This is a genomic window from Halolamina sp. C58 (genome assembly GCF_051195095.1).
GTDB lineage: Archaea > Halobacteriota > Halobacteria > Halobacteriales > Haloferacaceae > Halolamina.
In genome coordinates this window covers 134,974-155,706 of the sequence record NZ_JBNTJY010000001.1, presented here as the reverse complement: position 1 = coordinate 155,706, position 20,733 = coordinate 134,974, and the positions used below count along the sequence as shown (strand labels likewise).

At 69.6% G+C, this 20,733-nt stretch carries 20 protein-coding genes; 14 read left to right on the top strand and 6 right to left on the bottom strand.

All coding sequences use genetic code 11. The features are described from left to right. Positions 1 to 132: 132 nt before the first annotated feature. The 5 genes from ACQUSM_RS00835 to ACQUSM_RS00815 are packed head-to-tail and all read left to right on the top strand — an operon-like array spanning position 133 to position 4,185. The gene (locus ACQUSM_RS00835) at positions 133 to 936 is read left to right on the top strand and encodes a hypothetical protein (RefSeq protein ID WP_435114990.1); all 804 of its coding nucleotides are present in this window, start codon (positions 133 to 135) and stop codon (positions 934 to 936) included. After that, on the top strand, positions 933 to 2,033 hold the full coding sequence (locus ACQUSM_RS00830) for a hypothetical protein (RefSeq protein ID WP_435114989.1): 1,101 nt from the start codon (positions 933 to 935) through the stop codon (positions 2,031 to 2,033). The genes ACQUSM_RS00835 and ACQUSM_RS00830 overlap by 4 nt, the downstream gene beginning before the upstream one ends. Beyond that, the gene (locus tag ACQUSM_RS00825) at positions 2,030 to 3,073 is read left to right on the top strand and encodes a signal peptidase I (RefSeq protein WP_435114987.1); all 1,044 of its coding nucleotides are present in this window, start codon (positions 2,030 to 2,032) and stop codon (positions 3,071 to 3,073) included. The genes ACQUSM_RS00830 and ACQUSM_RS00825 overlap by 4 nt, the downstream gene beginning before the upstream one ends. Continuing rightward, a complete protein-coding gene (locus ACQUSM_RS00820; RefSeq protein ID WP_435114986.1) occupies positions 3,063 to 3,884 on the top strand; it encodes a hypothetical protein in 822 nt (273 codons plus the stop codon). Before ACQUSM_RS00825 ends, ACQUSM_RS00820 begins: the two co-directional genes overlap by 11 nt. A 13-nt stretch (positions 3,885 to 3,897) precedes the next feature. Further along, positions 3,898 to 4,185 carry a hypothetical protein gene (locus tag ACQUSM_RS00815; protein ID WP_435114985.1) on the top strand — a complete coding sequence of 96 codons (288 nt, stop codon included), beginning with the start codon at positions 3,898 to 3,900 and terminating at the stop codon, positions 4,183 to 4,185. 4 nt (positions 4,186 to 4,189) lie between these two features. Here ACQUSM_RS00815 and ACQUSM_RS00810 read toward each other — a convergent pair whose 3' ends face one another. Continuing rightward, positions 4,190 to 5,191, bottom strand: a complete 1,002-nt coding sequence (locus tag ACQUSM_RS00810) for a PhoU domain-containing protein (protein ID WP_435114984.1) — start codon at positions 5,189 to 5,191, stop codon at positions 4,190 to 4,192. Positions 5,192 to 5,474: 283 nt separating this feature from the next. On the opposite strand from ACQUSM_RS00810, the gene ACQUSM_RS00805 reads away from it, so the two are divergent. The 7 genes from ACQUSM_RS00805 to ACQUSM_RS00775 all read left to right on the top strand — a co-directional run bounded on the left by ACQUSM_RS00805 (position 5,475) and on the right by ACQUSM_RS00775 (position 12,063). Next, positions 5,475 to 6,500: a PstS family phosphate ABC transporter substrate-binding protein gene (locus ACQUSM_RS00805; protein WP_435114983.1), complete on the top strand. Its 1,026-nt coding sequence runs from the start codon at positions 5,475 to 5,477 to the stop codon at positions 6,498 to 6,500. A gap of 63 nt (positions 6,501 to 6,563) precedes the next feature. Then, positions 6,564 to 7,550 carry a phosphate ABC transporter permease subunit PstC gene (gene pstC, locus ACQUSM_RS00800; protein ID WP_435114982.1) on the top strand — a complete coding sequence of 329 codons (987 nt, stop codon included), beginning with the start codon at positions 6,564 to 6,566 and terminating at the stop codon, positions 7,548 to 7,550. Then, a complete protein-coding gene (pstA, locus tag ACQUSM_RS00795; protein WP_435114981.1) occupies positions 7,547 to 9,133 on the top strand; it encodes a phosphate ABC transporter permease PstA in 1,587 nt (528 codons plus the stop codon). The genes pstC and pstA overlap by 4 nt, the downstream gene beginning before the upstream one ends. A gap of 13 nt (positions 9,134 to 9,146) precedes the next feature. Then, positions 9,147 to 9,980, top strand: a complete 834-nt coding sequence (pstB, locus tag ACQUSM_RS00790; RefSeq protein ID WP_435114980.1) for a phosphate ABC transporter ATP-binding protein PstB — start codon at positions 9,147 to 9,149, stop codon at positions 9,978 to 9,980. A gap of 92 nt (positions 9,981 to 10,072) precedes the next feature. Beyond that, positions 10,073 to 10,744 (top strand): phosphate signaling complex protein PhoU, encoded by a 672-nt coding sequence (gene phoU / locus ACQUSM_RS00785; RefSeq protein WP_435114979.1) that lies wholly within the window; start codon positions 10,073 to 10,075, stop codon positions 10,742 to 10,744. 69 nt (positions 10,745 to 10,813) lie between these two features. Beyond that, a complete protein-coding gene (locus tag ACQUSM_RS00780) occupies positions 10,814 to 10,996 on the top strand; it encodes a hypothetical protein (protein ID WP_435114978.1) in 183 nt (60 codons plus the stop codon). After that, positions 10,993 to 12,063 carry a hypothetical protein gene (locus ACQUSM_RS00775; protein ID WP_435114977.1) on the top strand — a complete coding sequence of 357 codons (1,071 nt, stop codon included), beginning with the start codon at positions 10,993 to 10,995 and terminating at the stop codon, positions 12,061 to 12,063. Before ACQUSM_RS00780 ends, ACQUSM_RS00775 begins: the two co-directional genes overlap by 4 nt. Before the next feature lie 21 nt (positions 12,064 to 12,084). On the opposite strand, the gene ACQUSM_RS00770 is transcribed toward ACQUSM_RS00775, so the two are convergent. Genes ACQUSM_RS00770 through ACQUSM_RS00760 form a run of 3 tightly spaced genes read right to left on the bottom strand, consistent with a single transcriptional unit; the run spans position 12,085 to position 16,813 of the window. Continuing rightward, the gene (locus ACQUSM_RS00770; protein ID WP_435114976.1) at positions 12,085 to 12,957 is read right to left on the bottom strand and encodes an aldo/keto reductase; all 873 of its coding nucleotides are present in this window, start codon (positions 12,955 to 12,957) and stop codon (positions 12,085 to 12,087) included. A gap of 49 nt (positions 12,958 to 13,006) precedes the next feature. Beyond that, positions 13,007 to 14,533, bottom strand: coding sequence for a hypothetical protein (locus ACQUSM_RS00765; RefSeq protein WP_435114975.1), 1,527 nt, complete (start codon positions 14,531 to 14,533; stop codon positions 13,007 to 13,009). A gap of 60 nt (positions 14,534 to 14,593) precedes the next feature. After that, positions 14,594 to 16,813, bottom strand: a complete 2,220-nt coding sequence (locus ACQUSM_RS00760; protein WP_435114974.1) for a CDC48 family AAA ATPase — start codon at positions 16,811 to 16,813, stop codon at positions 14,594 to 14,596. 254 nt (positions 16,814 to 17,067) lie between these two features. On the opposite strand from ACQUSM_RS00760, the gene radB reads away from it, so the two are divergent. Then, positions 17,068 to 17,766, top strand: coding sequence for a DNA repair and recombination protein RadB (gene radB, locus ACQUSM_RS00755; RefSeq protein WP_435114973.1), 699 nt, complete (start codon positions 17,068 to 17,070; stop codon positions 17,764 to 17,766). Here the strand turns inward: radB and ACQUSM_RS00750 are convergent. Continuing rightward, positions 17,763 to 18,167, bottom strand: coding sequence for a DUF5518 domain-containing protein (locus tag ACQUSM_RS00750; RefSeq protein ID WP_435114972.1), 405 nt, complete (start codon positions 18,165 to 18,167; stop codon positions 17,763 to 17,765). The two genes, radB and ACQUSM_RS00750, sit on opposite strands and share 4 nt — an antisense overlap. 193 nt (positions 18,168 to 18,360) lie before the next feature. Then, on the bottom strand, positions 18,361 to 19,521 hold the full coding sequence (locus ACQUSM_RS00745; protein ID WP_435114971.1) for a CBS domain-containing protein: 1,161 nt from the start codon (positions 19,519 to 19,521) through the stop codon (positions 18,361 to 18,363). Positions 19,522 to 19,725: 204 nt separating this feature from the next. Here ACQUSM_RS00745 and ACQUSM_RS00740 point away from each other — a divergent pair, with 204 nt between their 5' ends. After that, the gene (locus ACQUSM_RS00740) at positions 19,726 to 20,532 is read left to right on the top strand and encodes an inositol monophosphatase family protein (RefSeq protein ID WP_435114970.1); all 807 of its coding nucleotides are present in this window, start codon (positions 19,726 to 19,728) and stop codon (positions 20,530 to 20,532) included. Positions 20,533 to 20,733 lie beyond the last annotated feature (201 nt).

The following is a 20,733-nucleotide window of genomic DNA, read 5'->3' as shown; positions in this document are numbered from 1 at the left end:
CCGTACCGTCGAGGAACGGGCTGCCTACCGGGCGGCGTCACCCCCCGTACTCTCCGGGTGGCTACCCGTACTAACGCTCCCGTAGCCCGTGGGGGGTACCAACGCGCCCGCGACGCGGACGCGCACACCACCATGACCAATCTCACACGACGGAGCGTTCTGACGGCGCTCGGCGGCGTCGGCCTCGGCACGGTCGCCGGGTCGCGCCTCCTCGCCGGCGAACGCCCGCCGTTCTCGCGGTACACGCTCGCCCAGTCCGCCGAGGGGACCGGCTCCCTCCGCGTGGCCTGGTACGAGCGCTACGGCGACGAGCCGGTCGAGGGGAGCGGCGGCGTCGACGCCGGCGCCGCCGACACGCTCGACCCCGACACGTCGCCGGCGTACGTCGAGACGGCCGCCACCGCGGTCGTCTCGCTGGACGACGTGCTCCCGGGCGACGACGGCACGCTGGTCGTCGGCCTGCAGGCGATCGATGCGGACCTGAACGTCTGGGTCCGCCCGCGTATCACGCTCGACGCCGAGAACGGACAGACCGAACCCGAACTGCTCGCCGAGGGCGCCGACACCGACGACGGCGAACTCGACGAACGAACCGACGTTGCGTACTGGCTCGACAACGGCGTGGTCTTCGGCCGCTGTAACGGCCAGCGCGGGCTGTTGGAGCCGCGACTGACGACGGCCACCGGCTCCCCGGCCACCGGTACGCTCCGGGCGGTCACCGACGCGCTCAGCGACGGCGTTCGCCTACCGTTCGACGGCGGGGCGGGCTGTCCCGACGCGCTGCCGGCGGGCGGGAACCGCTGTGTCGGGTTCTCCTGGGAGATCCCCGAGACGGTCGGCAACGAGATCCAGAGCGACGTGCTGTCGTTCGATCTGGAGTTCGTCGCGACCGCGTGTGGCGACGACGCCAACCCGTTCCTGGAGGTGGGGGAGTGACCCCCGTGACCCGCCGGCAGCTGCTCGCCGGCATCACCGCCGCCGGGGCGGCCGGGACGCTTTCGGGCGTCGGCACCGCGGCGCTGCTCGTCGACCGCGAGACGCTCGCGGCGAGCGTGGAAAGCGGCCGCGTCGAACTCCGGGTCGACACCGGCGACGGCCCGACCGACGCCGTGGGCGGCCCGGTCGAACTCCCGTTCCCGGCGCTGGACGCCGGCGACGCGGGATCGGTCGCGCTGTCGTTCGTCGTCCCCGACGAGCCGGGCGTCAACCCCGCCTACCTCTGGCTCCGCGCCGGCTGCGGGAGCGCGAGTGGGCTGGGCGACCAGCTCGCAGTCACGCTCTCGCGGACGGACGGCGCGGCAGAGACGCTGTACGACGGCGACCTCGCCGGGCTGATCGACGCGCTGAGCGCGGGCATCCCACTGGACCCGAGCGGTGCCGCGGCCGTGCCGGGCGGGCAGGACTGCCTCGCCCCCGGGACGACCGTCGCGCTCGAACTCGCCTACGCGCTCTCGACTGGGTACGTCGGCTCGACGTCGACCAGCCTCCTGATCGAGGGGGCCGCGATCCAGTGTCGCCGGGTCGATCCGACGACCCCGCCGGCGGCGTTCGCGATCCCGCTGGGTGTCGCGGACTGCACTGCCGCGGCGGACTGCGCCTGCCCCACGCTGGTCGGGAAGTACGACCTCCCGGGCAGCGGATCGCTCATCCCCGGGCTCTACCAGTTCACGGACGGGAGCGACGACTACCGGCTCGTCGTCTCCGACGTGGAGACGAAAGACGGCGGCGAGGCTGTCGCAGCCCGCTTCCGCGTCGTGCTCGCCGCCGATCCCACGGTGACGGTGCCGCTGGATCGCGTGCTGCTCAAGGCCGCGACGGACGTGTTCGTCTACGAGGGCGACGCCGCCCTCGGCGTGATCGGCACGGACGGCCACGGGATCAGCAACGTCACGGTCGGGGTCTGCCTGCCGGCCGTCGACGGCGACTGCCCGGACGATTTCGTCTCCGAGCCGAACGACAAACCCGGGAAGTCGAAGGAGAAGCCCGGAGAGTCGAACGACAAGCCCGGGAAGTCGAACGGAGGGTCGGAATGAGCCGACTCGACGGGGTCTCGGCCCGGCACGTCGCCGGCCTCCTCGTGCTCGTGCTGGTGGTCGCCCCGTTCGCGGCGTACACCGTGCCCGCGGCAGTCGGCGCCGACGACAGCTACATCGTGCTCACCGGGAGCATGCGCCCGGCGATCGATCCCGGGGCCGTGGTGTTCGTCAGCGCCACCCCGGCGGCCGGGATCGGCGTCGGCGACGTGATCACGTTCGATCGCGGCGGCGACGTGCCCACCACCCACCGAGTGATCGAGGTCGTCGAACGCGACGGCGAACTGCTGTTCCGCACGCAGGGCGACGCCAACGAGGACCCCGACGCCGAGCTGGTGGCCGCCGAGCAGGTGATCGGCGTGGTGACGTTCTCGATCCCCTACGTCGGCAGCGTGATGCTGGCGGCGAACAGCCAGCTCGGCTTCGCCGCGCTGGTGGTGGTGCCGTTCGGGCTGCTGCTGCTCGACGTGGTCTACGGCGCGGTGGTCCGACGGCGGGAGTCGCCGGCCGGCGACGACGCCGACGTGCCGGTCGTCTACGACCCCGCACGGGCCGCGGCGGCGTACTACGACGCCGCGGAGGAACGGCTCCGCGAGGCGGAGGCGCTCGCGGGGACCGGCGGCGTATCGAGTCGGGACATGACTGCCTCGATGCTGCTCGCCGGCGGGCTCGTGATCTACGCGGGCTGGAACGCCTACTGGCAGTTCGACGCGCTGGGCGCCCCGCGCGCGGAGACGATGTCCGTGCTCTCGGGCGCGCTGGTCTGTCTGGCGTTCCTGGGCTACCTCCGCGTCACGACCGGCGACGAGCCGGCCGAGGAGCCCAGTTCCGAACACGCCTCGGTCGCGTCGCCGCCCGTCGCGCCAGTGGCCAACGCCGGCCCGGACCAGAGTTCCCGGTCGGATGTCGGCGTGGCTCCGGCACGACCGGACGACTCCCGGCGGTCGAACGGCCACGGCGTGGAGACGCCGCAGGCCGGCTCGTCCGTCGCGGCCGAGCCCGCCCCACACGCGGGCGAGGAGGTGCTCGATGCGGAGTGATCGCGCGCTCGCGCTGGTCGCGGCGGCGTTCGTCGTCGCCGCGGCGACGACCGGCGGGACGACGATCGCGCTGCTCTCGGATTCGGAGACGGCCGTCGCTCCCCTCGTCGCCAGCGGAAGCGAGGCCGCGAGTGTCGCCGGGGTCGACCCGGCAGCCGACACCGAGCTGAACGAAACCGAAGCACCGAACGGCTCCGGGAACGTGACGGCCGCCGGCGATACTCCGACCGTGGGGAACACGACGACACCGGAGAACGAGACCGCCACACCCGAGAACGAGACGGCAGTCTCCGGGAACGGGACTGTAGCGTCCGGCAATCAGACAGCCGCGTCCGGGAACGAGACCGCCCCACCGGAGAACGGGACGGCGACGCCCGGCAACGAGACGGTCACACCGGAGAACGGGACCGCCCCACCGGAGAACGAGACGGCGAGCGCGGGGAACGACACCGCGACACCGGCCGACGGCAACGAAACCGGGACTGTCGGGAGCGGTACCGGCACGACCGGAAACGAGTCGGACGCGCCCGCGAACGAGACGGGCACCGCCGACAACACGACGACGGCGCCGACCGCCGGGAACGAGACGAGCGACGCCGGCGCGTCTTCGGCCGGGAACTACTCGGCCCCGGAGAACGGGAGCGTGAGTGATGACGGCGCGGCAGGTGACGATACCGCGAACGCGACCGAGACGGTGGGCGGCGGCCCCATCCTCGGCAGCGAAACAGCGTCTGCGCCCGACTCGACGGCCGACGACTGGGGAGCGAGCGATCCCGTCGCCGAGTCGATCCGTCGCGATCCGGGCTTCTGAACGCGGTGGTTCCGTGTCCCGAACGCACGACGCCACACTCGCCGTCGCGGTGTCGACCGTCGCGAACGCCGCCGGTGCGTGGCCCGAACTGGCGGCGGACGAGCGCGCGGCGGCGTTCGCCGCGGCCATCGACGCCGTCGAGGCGGTCGAGTCGGCGCCGATCGAACGCCAGCACCACCTGCTCGCTGCCAAGCGAGCGCTCGTCGACGGCACCGCCGAGGGGCTGAGCGGGAGCGACCGCCGGGCCGCGCTGCTGACGGCGAGAGGACAGCTCGACCGGATCGGGATGGCCGACCGCTAACGGCTCAGGGCGTCGGCGCGGCCTTCTGGAGCGCGGTCTCGGCGACGTTCCCCCCGTAGTCCGCCGAGCGGGAGAGCGAGTCGACGATCAGGCCGAGCAGCTGTGCCCGCGCGGGGTCGAGCTCCCGGAGCAGTTCGTCGATCTCGCGGGCGCTGGCGTCGATCTCCTGGACGCGCTCGCGGGCGCCGTTGGCCAGCCGGATCGCCTCGTCGTTCTCCTCGGCGACCAGCGCGGCCATCGCGTCCTCGATCACCTCGGCGGCCGCGTCGTGGAGCTCCTGCAGCGACGCCGCCACCTCCTCGGGCGGCACCCCCTCCAGCTCCAGCGAGAGGTGGGCGATCTTGGTGGCGTGGTCGGCGACGCGCTCCAGCTGCCGGGCGCTGGAGTGGTAGTCGAAGCAGACCTCCCGGGGGAGCCCCAGCTCCTCGGCGGCGGTCGGGCTGCGCAGCGTCGCCCGGAAGATCCGGGAGACCACCATGTACAGCCGGTCCACGTCGTCGTCGCGCTGGATCACGTCCCGAGCGAGGTCGCCGTCGCTGGCCGCCAGCGCCTCGACGGCGTCGTTGAGCATCGACGACGCGATCAGCCGCATCCGGTCGACCGCGTTGTGGATCGACAGCTCCGAGGAGTCGAGCAGGTCCCGCACGACCACGCGGTCGGCGGTCTCCTCCAGCACCTCCAGCCCGACGAGCCCCTGGGCGGCCTGCCTGATCTCCCGGCGCTGGTCGGTCGTGATTCGGTCGGCCTCGAAGGAGATCACGTCGAACCCCGAGACGTACATCGTCATCACGGCGCGCCGGAGCTCCTCACCTTCCAGCCCCGCCACGTCGAGGCTCCCCTCCGTCCGCCCCTCCTCGCTAACCGGCGTGAGGATGAGCGAGTGGTCCTCGGGGTGGAACTGCACGCGACTCCCCGCCTCGACGTCGTTCTCGGTCGCCCACTCCTTGGGGATCGACACGGTGAACGTCGAGCCGCCCGTCACCTGCACCTTCCGGGTTTCGGCCATTGGAAGTGGATAGCCGGCGGGACGGTGATAAACATTCCCCTCAACTATATACTCCCAGTTCGACCTGATACTCGAACGGTAAGATATTCGACCGAGACACGAACTACCAAGACGAATTTTTCGTCGCTGATCGTTGTCCGACCCGGTGGAACGCCCCATATAGCCATCTACCGGTCGTTCGGGAACTTCCGATCCGAAGGGAGCGTGTGACAACTGTTTCCGAACGTTGCACTATATAGATTTCATAGTAGTGTATTTACCTTCGTAGGGGAACTATCCGGTGATGGCGAAACAGACCGACGGCGTCTCCCGACGAACGTTCCTCGCCGGCGCCGCCGCGACGGGTGCGGTCGCGGCAGCCGGCTGTACGAGCAACACGGGCACCGAGACCGGCAACGGGCTCTCCGGCAACATCGATATTTCGGGGAGTTCGACGGTGTTCCCGCTCTCGGTGGCGATGCGCGGCGCGTTCACCGGCAGCGGCGAGTACCCCAACGTCGACGAGGCGGACCAGCACCCGGACGTCGACATCTCGATCAACTCCACCGGGAGCGGCGGCGGCTTCACGAACTACTTCTGTACGGGCGATACTGACTTCAACAACGCCTCCCGCCCGATCACCGAGACCGAGGAGCAGCAGTGTGCGGACAACGACGTGACCCCGGTCGAGCTGAAGGTCGCGACCGACGCGGTGACCGTCGTCGTCAACAACGAGGCCGACTGGTTCGGCGAGGACGACTGCATCACCGTCGAGGAGCTGGCCGAGATCTGGTCGGCCGAGAGCCAGCCGACGACCTGGAGCGACGTGAACGGCGACTGGCCCGACGAGGAGATCCAGCTCTACGGCCCCACCGACGCCTCGGGCACGTTCGACTACTTCCTCGAGGAGATCATCGGCGAGGAGGGGAGCCACCGGACCGACTACCAAGCGACCGAGCAGGACAACCAGATCATCAACGGCGTCGCCAACAGCGAGTACGCGATCGGCTACATGGGGTTCGCCTACTACTCGGAGAACACCGACCGCGTGACCGCGCTGGCGATCGACAACGGCGACGGCTGCGTGAAGCCGACGCTGGAGACCGCGAGCAGCGGGGAGTACCAGCCCCTCTCCCGACCGCTGTTCACCTACCCCGCGCAGTCGGCGCTGGCCGAGGAGCACGTCGCTGAGTTCGCACGCTTCTGGCTCGAGTACAGCACGAGCGAACAGATCGTCGCCAACGAGGTCGGTTACGTGCCGAACACGGAGGAGGAACGCGACGAGATGCTCGACCGTCTCGACTCGGCGATCGAGGCCGCCTCGGAGTAACCGCGGCGCCGTGGACCACACAACGAAGCGCTTTTTCCGAGATACACCGATGAACGATTCAGTATGAGTGGGGACGAAGCGAGGGAGCTGACCAGACGGACACAGAACTCCTCGCGGGAGCTCCTCGCGAAGGCGTTCTTCTTCGCGTGTGCGGCGCTGTCGGTGCTGACGACGCTCAGCATCATCGCGCTGCTGGTGTTCGAGGCCGCGAAGTTCTTCTCGATCAGCGCGTCGCTGGTCGGCGTCGAGGGACCGACCGCGACGGTGACGGAGTTCTTCACCGGCAGCGAGTGGGGGCTGCAGGGGCCGGATCTCGGCGTGATGCCGCTGGTGGCGGTGACGCTGATGGTGACGATCGGCTCCGGGCTGATCGCGATCCCGCTCGGCGTCGCGACGGCGCTGTACCTCAGCGAGTACGCGAGCGAGAGCGCCCGCTCCTACCTCAAGCCCGCACTCGAGATCCTCGCCGGCGTCCCGTCGATCATCTACGGCATCTTCGCGGTGGCGTACATCACGCCCGCCCTCGACGCGCTGTTCGGCGTCGACGGGCTGTTCAACGTCGCTTCGGCGTGCATCGTCGTCGGCATCATGATCCTCCCGATGGTCGCCTCCGTCAGCGAGGACGCGATGCAGGCGGTGCCGGACGACCTCCGGCAGGCCGGCTACGGGATGGGCGCGACCAAGTACGAGGTGTCGACGGGAATCGTCGTCCCCGCGGCGATCTCGGGTATCTTCTCCTCCTTTATCCTCGCGCTCTCGCGGGCGATCGGCGAGACGATGGCGGTCACGCTCGCGGGCGGGTCGCTCGCCCGGGAGTTCGACCCGACGCGGCTCTCCTCGTACCTCACGCTGTTCGACCCCGAGTCGTACCTCGAACCGGGGATGACGATGACCGCGGCGATGATCCAGCTGCTGACCGGCGACGTGACCGGGGGCGGGCTGGCGTACCGCAGCCTGTTCGCGGTGGGGCTGGTGCTGTTCGTGATCACGCTCACCATGAACGTACTGAGTGACCTGATCGCCCGACGGTATCAGGAGGACTACCAATGAGCGCCGAGAACGCGTTCGGCCGCGTCAGCCGACGGGTCGGGAAGCTGTTCCGGGCCGTGCTGCTCGCGTCGACGCTCGCGGGAATCCTCACGCTCGCAGTGCTGCTGGTGTACGTCCTCAACGACGCCGTCCAGCCGCTGACCGCTGACGCGGGCTGGCATCTCGTCTTCCTCCTCACGCTCGTCGCCCCCACCGTGGCGACGGGGTGGTGGTGCTACCGGCGGAGCTACGGCACGCTCACGACCGGGCTTCTCGGCACGGTGATGCCGACGATCGCGGCGCTGTACGCCGGCGGGCTCGCGGCGCTGTTCATCGACGTGATCCCGACGCTCGTCTGGCTCGCGTACGTGGTCGCGGTGGCGGTGCCCGTCGGCCTCGTGCTCGCGCTTCGCCGGACCGACCGGAACGTCCCGTTCCTCGCGGAACTGGGCTCGGTGCTCGCCGTCACCGTCGGCTCGCTGCTGGTGATACCCGGAATCGTGCAGGGGCTGCCGACGGTGCCGGCGGACTGGATGGTGCTCGTGCTGACGCTGGGCATCCCCGAGGCGATCCTGCTGGGCCGGTGGCTCGGCGGGCGCTGGGGCCAGCGCGCCGGGCGACTCGCGGGCGCGGCGATCCTGCTCGGGAGCGCGGCCGGCGGCGGCGTCGGCATGGTGACGGGGTTCGGCGCGGTCGCGGGCGTCGCACTCGCGCTGTTCGCCGCGGTGCCGACCGGGATCTACGTCGCGATCGTCCTGAAAGAGCGTCCCGACCGACGCGTGGGGCTGTTGCTGCCCGCCGTCGTCGTCGCCGGGTCACTGACGGGCGAACTGCTCGTTGGTGCGCTGGGGTTCGCCGGTCCCGAGTCGTGGGTCGACTGGCAGTTCCTGACCAGCACCGTCCAGAGCGGCGCCGACGCCTCGGCGGTCGGGATCTACTCCGGCGTCGTGGGGACGATCCTGCTGATGTTCGTCGTCGCCGCCATCGCGGTGCCGGCGGGCGTCGGCGCCGCGGTGTACCTCGAAGAGTACGCCCCCGACACGACGTTCACCCGGATCATCGACGTGAACATCAGCAACCTCGCGGGCGTGCCGAGCGTGGTGTACGGCCTGCTGGGGCTGGGGCTGTTCGTCCGCTACGGCGGCCAGCCGACCGGGACGCTGCTGGTCGGCGGCGCGACGCTCGCGCTGCTCGTGTTCCCCATCGTGATCATCTCCTCGCGGGAGGCGATCCGGGCGGTGCCCGACTCCGCGCGGCAGGCCTCCTACGGGATGGGGGCGACGCGCTGGCAGACCGTCAAGAACGTCGTGCTCCCCCGGGCGTTCCCGGGCATCCTCACGGGCACGATCCTCGCGCTCTCGCGGGCGATCGGCGAGACCGCGCCGCTGCTGGTGATCGGCGCCGCGCAGGTGTTCGGCGTGCCCGACTCCTGGAACTCCGCGATCGGGGCGATGCCGCTGCAGCTGTACGTCTGGGCGTCGACGTACGCCAGCCCGGCGTTCTACACCACCGTTCTCGCGGCGGGGATCGTGGTGCTGCTGACGGCGATGCTGAGCATGAACTCGATCGCGATCTACGTACGCAACCACTATGAGCAACGCTGACCAGTCCACAGACATGAGCGAGGGATCGAGCGGCGACGAGTACGCGGTCAGCGTCCCCGAGGGGCGGGGACGGGACCGGGACGCCGACGGTGAGGCGTCGACGATCATCGAGAGCCGCGACCTGAGCGTCTGGTACAACGACGAGCAGGCGCTGCGCTCGGTGAGCATGAAGATCCCCGAGAAGCGGGTGACCGCGATGGTCGGCCCCTCGGGCTGTGGGAAGTCCACCTACCTCCGGTCGATCAACCGGATGAACGACCTGATCGACGCCGCCCGCGTCGAGGGGGAGATGCTGTTCGACGGGAAGAACGTCTACGACGACGACGTCGACCCCGTCGCGCTGCGACGGCGCATCGGGATGGTGTTCCAGCAGCCCAACCCCTTCCCCAAAAGCATCTACGACAACGTGGCCTACGGGCTCCGCCTGCAGGACCGCACCGAGAACCTCGACGAGAAAGTCGAGCAGGCGCTGCGCGACGCCGCGCTCTGGGACGAGGTCAAAGACCAGCTCGATCAGTCCGGGCTGGATCTCTCCGGCGGGCAGCAGCAACGGCTCTGCATCGCCCGCGCGATCGCGGTCGACCCCGAGGTGGTGCTGATGGACGAGCCCGCCTCCGCGCTCGACCCCGTCGCGACCTCGAAGATCGAGGACCTGATCGACGACATGGCCGAGGAGTACACGGTCGTGATCGTCACCCACAACATGCAGCAGGCCGCCCGGATCTCCGACAAGACCGCCGTGTTCCTCACCGGCGGCGAGCTCGTGGAGTTCGACGACACCGAGAAGGTGTTCGAGAACCCCGAGAACGACCGCGTCGAGGACTACATCACCGGGAAGTTCGGGTAGCGATCTCCGGACCCACTCCCGTGACTACGTTTCCCACGGGAACCGCCATCGAGTCTCGAACAGTTATCTACCCGCCACCGTAACCGACGCCTATGCCACGCGAAGACTACCAACAGAAGCTCGAATCGCTCCGCGAGGACGTGCTCTACATGGGCGAGGTCGTCGCCGAACGCCTCCGCATGGGGCTGGACGCGCTCGAACAGCAGGACGACGAACTCGGCCAAGAGGTGATCGACCGCGACAGCGAGGTGAACGAGCTGTACCTCGAGCTCGAACAGGACTGCATCGACCTGCTCGCGCTCCAGCAGCCGGTCGCCGGCGACCTGCGCTTCATCGCCTCCTCGTTCAAGATCATCACCGACCTCGAACGCATCGCCGACCTCGCGACCAACCTCGGCGAGTACGCCGCGGAGGCGCGCTACGAGGTGTTCCCCGACGTGGACGTCCAGCGGATCGGCGACGAGACGCTGGAGATGCTCGCGATGGCGATGGCGGCCTACGAGGACGAGGACGCCGACGGCTGCTTCGCGGTCGCCGAGCGCGACGACGATCTGGACGCGCTGTGTGAGGACGCCTCCGAGATCATCGTCCGCGACCTGATCGAGAAGGAGGCCGACGACGAGAGCGAGGTCGAGGACCTGATGGCCGACGTCTCCCGGCTGCTGCTGACCGTGCGGGACCTCGAACGCGTCGGCGACCACACGGTGAACATCGCCGCGCGGACGCTGTACATGGTCGACAACTCCGACGAGCTCATCTACTAGTCGGCCGAGCGAGCGGCCAGCACGGCCGGTCGCACCCAGATTTTTCAGTCGCGGTCGCGAGGTACGCCCGTGTCCGACCAGTGGGAGTACGAGACCCTGCGGCCGCCGCGGGGTTCGACGAAGAAGGAATCGACCGACCCGAAGGCCGCGCTCGACGAGCTCGGCGAGGAGGGCTGGGAGCTCGCGGAGACGATCGACTACGTCGGTGGCGGGACGAAGTTCCTCGTGCTCAAACGGCGGGTCGAGGAATGAGCATCGAGGCCGACGACAGCGTCGACGCCGACGCGGAGTCGGAGACGGAGATGGAGACCTCCGGCGACACCGAGATCTCGACGGCGAACACGATGCGCGAGCGGGCCGAAGAGAGCCGGCTGAAGCTGTACGTGCTGTTGAGCGCGAACCGGCTGGTCGTCACCGCCGCGCTCGGCCTGCTGATGTTCGGGGCGTTCGTCGTGGTCGGCAGCCTCGGCGGCTTCCACGAGAACCTCAACACCGGCGACACGAAGGCGACCATCTTCTCGACGATGCTGGGGGCGATCATCACCGGAACCACCCTGATCGTCACGATCAGCCAGCTCGTCATCTCACAGGAGAACGGGCCGTTGGGCGACCAACACGAGCGCATGAGCAACACGATGGACTTCCGGGAGTACATCGGGAGCATGGCCGAGGAGCCCGTCCCGGTCGACCCCTCGGCGTTCCTCCGGAAGCTGGTCGACGAGACCCAACAGCGTGCGGAGGCACTCCGTGACTCGGTGTCGGGCAGCGACGACGACCAGCTCCGGGAGGAGGTCGACGAGTTCACCGACAGCCTCACGGGCAACGCCGACGCCGTCCGCGAGGAGCTCGACGGCGCGCGCTTCGGCAGCTTCGACGTGCTGTACGGCGCGCTCGACTTCAACTACGGCTGGAAGATCTTCCAAGTCGAACGCATCGCCGACGAGCACGCCGACGCGATCGACGGCGACACCGAGACGCTGCTCTCCGAGCTCAAGACCGCGCTGTCGATGTGGGGGCCCGCCCGGGAGCACATCAAGACGCTGTACTTTCAGTGGGCGCTGATCGACCTCTCACAGCTCATCCTCTACGTGTCGGTGCCCGCGCTGGTCGTCGCCGGCGGGATGCTCGGCTTCCTCGGCACCGGCCCCCTCCCGGGGTCGACGTTCGGCGTCCGGAACGTGCTCTGGGTCGTCGGTGCCGGGTTCACCGTGACCGCGCTGCCGTTCCTCCTGCTCGTCTCCTACATCGCCCGGATCGCGACCGTCGCGAAGCGGACCCTCGCGATCGGCCCGCTCATCCTCCGGGGTTCCCAGCGGTAGCCCGCGGGGAGCGCGGCGACCTCACTCGCTCAGGCGTGCGAACTCGTCGTCGGTCAGGTCGATCGCGCTGGCTTCGACGTTCTGTCGCAGGTGGTCGACGCTCGACGTGCCCGGAATCGGCAGCGTCACGTCCGAGCGCTCCAGCAGCCACGCCAGCGCGATCTGGTAGCGCGAGGCGTCGTGTGCGTCGGCGACCGCGTCGACGGTCTCGGCTTTCTCGCCGAGGTCGCCCGCGCCGATCGGGAAGTACGGGATGAAGCCGATCCCGGCGCCCTCACACGCCTCCAGTACGGCCTCGTGCTCGCGGTTCGCGAGGTTGTACTCGTTCTGGACCGTCGCGATCTCGACGTGCTCCCGGGCGGTCTCCAACTGCTCGACGGAGACGTTGCTCAGACCGACGTTGTCGATCAGCCCGTCGTCTTTGAGTTCGGCAAGCGCCGTCACCGACTCCTCGAACTCCGTGTCGGGATCGGGCCGGTGGAGCTGGTAGAGGTCGATGCTGTCGACACCGAGGCGGTCCTTCGACGCCAGCACGGCGTTGCGGAGGTAGTCAGGGTCGCCGAGCGGGAGCCAGTCGCCGTCGTGGTTCCGGAGCAGGCCGCCCTTCGTCGCGACCAGCGCGTCGTCGGCGCCCGGCTGACCGTCGCCGGTCGCGCCCGTGCCGACCACGCCGGCCTCCCGGAGCAGGCGCTCGCTCGTACCCGGACCGTAGGAGTCCGCGGTGTCGATGAAGTCCACGCCGAGGTCGACCGCCTCGCGCGCGACCTCGCGGGCGGCCTCCTCGTCGTCGGGCGCGCCGATGATCCCCTCACCGCAGAGTCGCATCGCGCCGAAGCCGAGTCGGTGGACGGTGTACTCGCCGATATCGAACGTGTCGCTCTGGTTCTCGGTCACGCCGGAACGTACCGACGCCGGCCGGGTGGGTGTTGTGCTACCGGCAGCACTACGCCTCGCTGTCGGCGGGCGTCACCTCGTACGCCTGCCCGTCGACGCGGACGCGGGAGGACGACTCGTCGTAGCCGACCAGCCCGTAGGTGACCCGTTCGCTGCTCCGGAGCCGTACCTCGTCGACGCCCTCGGCGAAGAAGGGGAGCGTGTTCCGCAGGCCGCGGTACCAGCCGCGCATCACCTGCTCGCGGATCAGCGTCCGGTCCGCGCTGTCCGCGCGTGTCACCGAGAGCGTCACGTCGCGCTCGCCGTCGCCGCCCGACCACTCGGAACTGGTGACGGTGACCGTCGAGCCGTCCTGTTCACTCTCCACGTCGTCGGTCGGGACGATCTCGATAGGGTCGCCGACCAGTTCCACCATCGCGGTGCTCGAGGAGGACTCGTCGCCGTAGCCGACGGAGACGGCGTAGCGACCGCCGCCGAGGTAGGGGTAGGCGCGGCCGTCCTCGGGCGGGAGGCTCCCGCCGCCGCGGTAGGCGTGCAGCGTCCACGACTTCGTGCCCGCCGGCGGCACCATCCGGCACTCCGCGGTCCGGACGTACGGGCCGAGATCGTACCACTCGCCGTCGTGGAGCTTGTACACGTACCAGTGGCCGCAGCCGAGCTGCTCGCGGGTGTGGTTGACGAACTGGAACGTGATCCCCGCCGGGAGCTCGGCCCGCTCGGTCTCCGGGCGGAGGTACGCCGCGGAGGACTCGTCGGCGGTGTGGTACCAGCCCGCCCCGGCCTCGCCGTCGCCGTCGATCGCGGGGACGGACTCGCCCGCGAACCGCGACTCCCCGGTCGGGCCGGGGGCGCTCGTCTCCCAGACGGTGATGCTGGCGTCTTCCCCGTCAACGCCACCGAGGAACTCGTACACGCCGGTCGGCCGGCCCGACCCCTCGGGGTGCCCGACGACGGCGTACTCCCCCCGGATCGCCTCGCCGGGATCGAGCGTGATCGTCTCGGGCAGCCAGCGGTCGATCCCGCCGGCCAGCCGCCAGAGGCCGTCGCCGTCGCGTTCGACTTCGGGCGGCTCGTCGACGAGGTCGTGGTTCTCGGTCGGCGCGAGGATCAGACTCCCCTCGTCGCGGAGCCCCGCACCCATCAGCGGCTCGCCGTGGTCGCGGGGCGGTTCGCTCGCCGGCCGACCGAACGGCGGGAGCCAGTCGAGGCCGACCGACTCGCGGTACCGTTCGGTGTTCTGGAGCGAGGCGACCAGCCGGGCGGGGTGGTCGGCGGTCGCGGTCGCGTCGAACCGCATCCGGATCTCGGCGCCGTCCTCGGTCCGGTAGCGCATCGGCGAGAGCGCGTACGTCCGGTCGATCGTCCCGAGATCGACGACGCTGGCGCCGAACAGGGCGTTCCCGTCGATCTCGACCACGTCGTCGGGCGTCGACGGCGTGGGCGTCGGCGTCCCGGGGGGTGTGTCCGTGGGGGTGTCGCTGTCGGTCGGTTCGGTGTCGGTCGTCGCGACGGAGCTACAGCCGGCGAGGAGGCTGCTGCCCGCCGCCAGCGATGCGAGGAGGGCGCGTCGGCGCATACGCGTCACTCCGGACCGTCGCTAAAAGGCCCTTGTGGAGGGGAAAAGACCGCTTTGTGCCTACTGGAAGCCCAGTCGGTTACCGCGGTCGACGTTCGCGCTGGAGCTACCGCGGAACTCCTCCTCGACCTCCTCGTAGTAGCTCATCAGGTCGTCGGTGATCGTCGGTCGCACGGCCTCGATCGCCTGCCGGAAGTGGCGCATCTCGACCTCCTCGGCGCCGTCGGACTCCCGCAGCGCCTCGATCGCCGCTTCGCGGCAGATCGACTCCAGATCGGAGCCGACGTAGCCGTCGGTGATCTCGGCGACCTCCTTCAGGCTCACGTCCGGCGCCAGCGGCGTGTGCTCCGTGTGGATCTGGAGGATCTGCTCGCGGCCGTCCTGATCGGGCGCGCCGACCATCACGAGCCGGTCGAACCGGCCCGAGCGGATCAGCGCGGGGTCGATCATGTCCGGGCGGTTGGTCGCGCCGATCACCATCACCTCGCCCATCTCCTCCAGTCCGTCGAGCTCGGTGAGGAGCTGGTTCACGACGCGCTCGGAGACGTTCGTCCCCGCCTGCTCACCGCGGCTCGGCGCGAGCGAGTCGAGCTCGTCGAAGAAGATCACGGTGGGCGAGACCTGTCGGGCCTTCCGGAACGTCTGCCGGATCGCCTTCTCGGACTCGCCGACCCACTTCGAGAGCAGCTGGGGCCCGCGGACCGAGATGAAGTTGGCGTTGGTCTCGTTCGCGACGGCTTTCGCCATCAGCGTCTTCCCGGTGCCGGGCGGGCCGTACAGCAGCACGCCCTTCGGGGCTTCGACGCCCATGCGCTCGAACTTCTCGGGGCTGGACAGCGGCCACTCGACGGCCTCCTTGACCTGCTGCTTGGGGTCGGTGAGCCCGCCCACGTCGTCCCAGGTGATCTTGGGGAGCTCGACCAGTACCTCCCGCATCGCGCTCGGCTCGACCTCGTTGAGCGCGCCGCGGAAGTCCTCCTTCTTGACGATCATGCGGTCGATCAGGCTGGGCGGCACCTCCTCCTCGTCTAAGTCGATCTCGGGGAGGTACCGGCGCAGCGCCTTCATCGCGGCCTCCTTGCTGAGGCTCTCGATGTCGGCGCCGACGAACCCGTGGGTCTCCGCGGCGAGGTGGTCGAGATCGATGTCGTCCGACAGCGGCATCCCGCGGCTGTGGATCTGGAGGATCTCCTTCCGGCCGGTCTCGTCGGGGACGCCGATCTCGATCTCGCGGTCGAAGCGGCCGGGGCGGCGCAGCGCGGGGTCGACGCTGTCGACGCGGTTGGTCGCGCCGATCACGATCACCTGCCCGCGGGAGTCGAGCCCGTCCATCATCGTCAGCAGTTGGGCGACGACCCGGCGCTCGACCTCGCCGGTCACGTCCTCGCGCTTGGGCGCGATGGAGTCGAGTTCGTCGATGAACACGATCGCGGGGCTGTCCTCCTTGGCGTCCTCGAAGATCTCCCGTAACTGCTGTTCGGACTCGCCGTAGTACTTCGAGATGATCTCCGGGCCGGCGATGGAGAAGAAGCTCGCCGAGGTCTCGTTGGCGACCGCCTTCGCGAGCAGCGTCTTCCCGGTGCCGGGCGGGCCGTGGAGCAACACCCCCTGGGGCGGCTCGATGCCGAGCTTCTTGAAGATCTGGGGGTGTTTCATCGGCAGTTCGACCATCTCCCGGACGCGCTGGATCTCGTCTTCGAGGCCGCCGATGTCCTCGTAGGTGATCCCGCCGCCGGTCTTGTCGAAGCCCGAGATGGGCTCCTCGCGGAGCTCCACGTCGGTCTCCTCGGTGATCAGGCAGACGCCGTCGGGCTCGGTGTCGACGGCGATCAGCGGGATCGCCTGCCCGGGCGAGCGCATGAACGGGTGGTTCGTGCTCGACATCACGGGGACGATGTCGCGCTCGACCACCGGGCGCTTGAGGATCTGCCGCTTCACCATGCCGGCGGCCTCGGAGCCGAACTGCACCGACGCCTCCTCCGGCGGGGCGAGGGTGAGCGACTCGGCGGTCTCGGCCTCGGCCTTCCGGATGGTGACGCGCTCGCCGATGCTCACGTCGGCGTTCTGCCGCGTGAAGCCGTCGATGCGCACCGTGTCGGTGTTCCAGTCCTGTCGGTCGGCGCGCCAGACCTTCGCCGCCGTGGTCTCGGCGCCCTCGATCTCGATGATGTCCCCGGGGGAGAGCTTGAGGTGGAGCAGAGTGTCGGGGTCGAGCCGAGCGATACCACGGCCCGAGTCGTTCGGGTACGCCTTCGCGACTTCTAGTTGAACTTCGTTCATGGGTGACCCGGAGTGAGTTACGTGGAAACAAGGGGTGTTCGCGCATAAGTGTGGCGTTAGGTCGAGGTTTTCTTCCCGTCTCAGTCGTGGGAATATATCCGGCGTGACCGTCTCGCCCCCGCGGAGTCCGGCCACGGCGCCGCGTCGGCCGTCGTCGACCTCTCGGACCGAGCCTCGTGACCGCGCCGGGTTCGGCGACACGCCGTCGGAGCGACTCCCGAGCGCTTTCGTACCACCGCGCGCAACCACCGCCAATGAGCGAGCCCGTCCCCACCGGCTGCGACCCGATCGACGACCTGCTCGGCGGCGGCTTCGAGCGCGGCACCGTCACGCAGGTGTACGGCGAACCGGCCGCGGGGAAGACGAACCTCGCGCTCGCGGCGGCGGTCGAGGCCGCCGTCGACGGCGGGCGCGCGCTGTACATCGACACCGAGGGGCTGTCGATCGATCGGTTCCGACAGATCGTCGACGGCAAAACGGACGGCGACGCCGACTTCGAGGACGTCGCCGGCCGCATCGTGATCTCGGAGGCCCACGACTTCGACGAGCAGGCCGAGGCCGTCCGGGACGCCGCGGAGTTCGCCGACACCGCGGACTTGATCGTGCTCGACTCCGCGACGGGTTTCTACCGGCTGGAGCGCGCGGGCGACGACTCCGGGGGGGAGTCGCTGCGCAAGGTCGCGAGTCAGGTCACCCACCTGCTCTCGCTGGCCCGGAAACACGACCTCGCGGTCGTCGTCACCAATCAGGTGTTCCGCGACCCGGACGCCGACCGGACCCGCGGGCTGGGCGGCAACACGCTGGAGCACTGGACCGGCGTCGTCCTTCGACTGGAGCGGTTCCGCGGCGGGAACCGCCGGGCCGCGCTGGAGAAACACCGCTCGAAAGCGACCGGCGAGACCGCGACGTTCCGGATCGTCGAGGAGGGGCTGGCTGCCGCCGAGGAGCTCTAAGCCGGTTCTTTCCTGCCGAACTGGACGGCCAGCCAGCCGCCGATCCCCGCACCGATCCCGCCGGCGAAGTAGCCGGCACCGAGGACGAACGCGACGGCGAGCAGACTGCCGACAGCTCTGAACCAGCCGTCCTGCCAGAGGAACCACGTCGTCGAGTCGAACAGGTACCAGGCGAGCAGCGGGAGCGCGGCGAGCAGGCCCGCGCGAGCCCCGGCCGCGTAGGCGTCGACTTCTTCGGGCGCGAGGTAGCCCGCTACGAGCCCCGCGACGAACAGCAGCGGCCCGCCCTGCCCCGCTCGGCCGTAGACGGGGAGCGCCAGCGCGACGCCGACGGCGCCGCCGAGGAGTGCAGGCCGCCACAGTCGAGCGCGATCGGTGGAGGGAGAGTCGGTCGAGGACACGCCGGAACGCTGGCACCCGAGCGGCAAAAATCCGGAGGTCGCTCGCGTGGTTCGTACAGATAGACCACTCACCGCGAGCGAACGGACGTGAGCGAGCGGGCCAAGAGCCGACCAACGGGAGGCTCGCCGGCTTTTGGCCGAGCTTTTGCCAGGGAGGAGCCGAAGGCTCCGACCGCAGCAAAAGGTCGAAGTCTTAGAGCTCGTTCAGCTTCCGCATCAGCTGGCCGCGGTACTCCTCGTCGGCCTTCACGCCTTTGAGTTCGAGCACGTTCCGTTCCAGACGGTCGAGCGCGACGTGGAACGCGTGCTCGGCGCCGTACCCCTCACCGGAGCCGGCGACCTGCCCCTGCGTCGTCCGGAGCCGGATCTGACAGCGCAGCAGCGGCGTGCCGCGGAGCTTCTCCTTGTGCTGGGTGAAGCGAACGTGGGCGTGGAGCACGTTCATCTCCTTGAACTTGTCCGCGACGCTCGTGATGTCCGCGACGATGTCCTCGCGGGAGAGCACGTCCAGCAGATTGACGTTCGTGATCTGGACGTCCATCGACTCCTCCTCGGTGTGGGTCAGCGCACGGAGCACGTCGGTCTTCGTGATGACGCCCTCGATCTCGGCGCCGTCGGGCGTCGCCGTCACGACCAGCCCGGAGATGTTGTTCTCGAACATGACCGACACCGCCTCGTCGACGGTCTCGCCGGCGGTGATCGTCTGGACCGGGCTCGACATCAGGTCGTAGACGGGGATGTCGAGCATGCGCTCGAGCTCGCCGCTGCGGTCGCCCTCGCCCTGTCGCTCCTCGTCGCGGACCGCGAAGTCGACGATGTCGTTGGTCGTGACGATCCCCGTGAGCTCGCCGTGCTCGTTCACGACGGGCAGCCGGGAGATGCCGTTCTCGCGCAGGCGGTTGATCGCCTTGCCGACGTGGTCGTCCTCGGTGACGGTGACGACCGACTCCGAGGCGATGTCGCCGACGGTGATGGCCTCGAGGTTGTCGTGGACCGCACGCAGGATGTCGTCGGCCGCGACGATCCCCCAGAGGTTCTCACCCTCGTAGACGGGCGCGATCTTCACGTCGCCCTCGACGAGCACGCGACAGACCTCGCGCACGTCGTCGTGCCGGGCCACCTTCGGGGGGCTCCCCCCGCTTCGGGAGGAGCGGACGATGGCGCCGACCTTCATGTCGTCCTCGACGTGGGACTGGATCAGCTGCTTCTCGCGAATCACGCCGATACAGTCGCCGTCGTCCATGACGACGATCCCCTTGGGGTTCTCCCGCTCGAACCGCGACCGGACCTTCGCGACCCGGGTGTCAGCATCGACTTCGACGAATTCCTCGACGGCGATATCCGAGATGTCCATAGACAGCCTGTAACTTCCCCCGGCGTTGCCTTGAAGCTTATCGCATCGGGACAGCGGCGTGACGCTTTCACGTGGCGTGTCGGGACACGACCCGGACCGCGCGACGGGAACGCGACGGGAACGCGACGGGCGATACGGCCGACGGCGCCGAGTTCGGGGAAGACCCAGAGCGTTCTTGGGGCTGGCTCCCGGAGACGGAGAACCATGCACGAACACGGAGCGAGTGGTCGCGCCGCGCTCGCCCGGCGGGCGGCCGTCGCGGGCGGCGACGTGGCGAAAGAGTTCTTCCGGAGCGGCGTCGCCGTCGAGACGAAGGCGGGGAAGACCGACGTGGTGACCGAGGCCGACCGCGCGGCCCAGCGCGAGGTCGAGGAGATCATCCGGGAGGAGCGGCCCGAGGAGGCGATCGTCGGCGAGGAGGGCGACGCGCTCAAGTCGGTGCCCGAAACCGGGCCGGCGTGGATCGTCGACCCCATCGACGGCACGAACAGCTACGTCCGGGAGCTCACGACGTGGGCCACCGCGGTCGGCTGCGTGATCGAGGGCGAGCCGGTCGCGGCGTGTAACTACCTGCCCGCGATGGACGACGTGTACACCGCCGACAGCGAGGCGGCCTACCGAAACGGCGCCGAGATCTCGGTCTCGGCGGTGAGCGACCCCGAACGCGCCGCGGTCGTGCCGACAGTCTGGTGGCCCCGCGAGCGACGCGACGAGTACGCCCGCGCGTGTGAGGCCATCGTCACCCGGTTCGCCGACCTCCGGCGACCCGGCAGCGCCCAAGCCGCGCTCGCGATGGTCGCCGCCGGATCGATCGAGGGCGTGATCACCAACGTCCAGACGAAGCCGTGGGACACGATCGCCGGGGTCCACCTCGTGCGGCAGGCCGGCGGGGAGGTGACCGACCTCCGCGGGGAGCCGTGGCGCCACGACGCCCGCGGGCTGGTGGTGTCGAACGGCGAACTCCACGACGAGATGCTCGAAGCGGCGCAGGAGATCGACGACGCGGTCTGATTCTCGGGGGTGTCTTGGTGTGGTTGGGTGGCGCGCCGTCAACGAGAAGCGACTATTCGCTGTAGATTCACGGCTTGCGACTGCGGTGGCGCGCGACGTGAGCGCCTCAGTGCGCGAACGAGCGCGCGAGGGACGACTGACCGAACGGAGTGAGGGAAGGAGTCGGCTGGGGAGGGTCGTGGGCTGTGCTGTCGGGTGGGA

Excerpts from the sequence above, each read along its gene's own strand:
- pstB (WP_435114980.1), top strand. The coding sequence starts at position 9,147 with ATGAGCGAGGGATCGAGCGGCGACGAGTACGCGGTCAGCGTCCCCGAG.
- ACQUSM_RS00765 (WP_435114975.1), bottom strand. The coding sequence starts at position 14,533 with ATGCGCCGACGCGCCCTCCTCGCATCGCTGGCGGCGGGCAGCAGCCTC.
- ACQUSM_RS00825 (WP_435114987.1), top strand. The coding sequence starts at position 2,030 with ATGAGCCGACTCGACGGGGTCTCGGCCCGGCACGTCGCCGGCCTCCTC.
- pstC (WP_435114982.1), top strand. The coding sequence starts at position 6,564 with ATGAGTGGGGACGAAGCGAGGGAGCTGACCAGACGGACACAGAACTCC.
- radB (WP_435114973.1), top strand. The coding sequence starts at position 17,068 with ATGAGCGAGCCCGTCCCCACCGGCTGCGACCCGATCGACGACCTGCTC.
- ACQUSM_RS00775 (WP_435114977.1), top strand. The coding sequence starts at position 10,993 with ATGAGCATCGAGGCCGACGACAGCGTCGACGCCGACGCGGAGTCGGAG.
- ACQUSM_RS00740 (WP_435114970.1), top strand. The coding sequence starts at position 19,726 with ATGCACGAACACGGAGCGAGTGGTCGCGCCGCGCTCGCCCGGCGGGCG.
- ACQUSM_RS00805 (WP_435114983.1), top strand. The coding sequence starts at position 5,475 with ATGGCGAAACAGACCGACGGCGTCTCCCGACGAACGTTCCTCGCCGGC.
- ACQUSM_RS00745 (WP_435114971.1), bottom strand. The coding sequence starts at position 19,521 with ATGGACATCTCGGATATCGCCGTCGAGGAATTCGTCGAAGTCGATGCT.
- ACQUSM_RS00810 (WP_435114984.1), bottom strand. The coding sequence starts at position 5,191 with ATGGCCGAAACCCGGAAGGTGCAGGTGACGGGCGGCTCGACGTTCACC.
- ACQUSM_RS00835 (WP_435114990.1), top strand. The coding sequence starts at position 133 with ATGACCAATCTCACACGACGGAGCGTTCTGACGGCGCTCGGCGGCGTC.
- ACQUSM_RS00760 (WP_435114974.1), bottom strand. The coding sequence starts at position 16,813 with ATGAACGAAGTTCAACTAGAAGTCGCGAAGGCGTACCCGAACGACTCG.
- pstA (WP_435114981.1), top strand. The coding sequence starts at position 7,547 with ATGAGCGCCGAGAACGCGTTCGGCCGCGTCAGCCGACGGGTCGGGAAG.
- ACQUSM_RS00820 (WP_435114986.1), top strand. The coding sequence starts at position 3,063 with ATGCGGAGTGATCGCGCGCTCGCGCTGGTCGCGGCGGCGTTCGTCGTC.
- phoU (WP_435114979.1), top strand. The coding sequence starts at position 10,073 with ATGCCACGCGAAGACTACCAACAGAAGCTCGAATCGCTCCGCGAGGAC.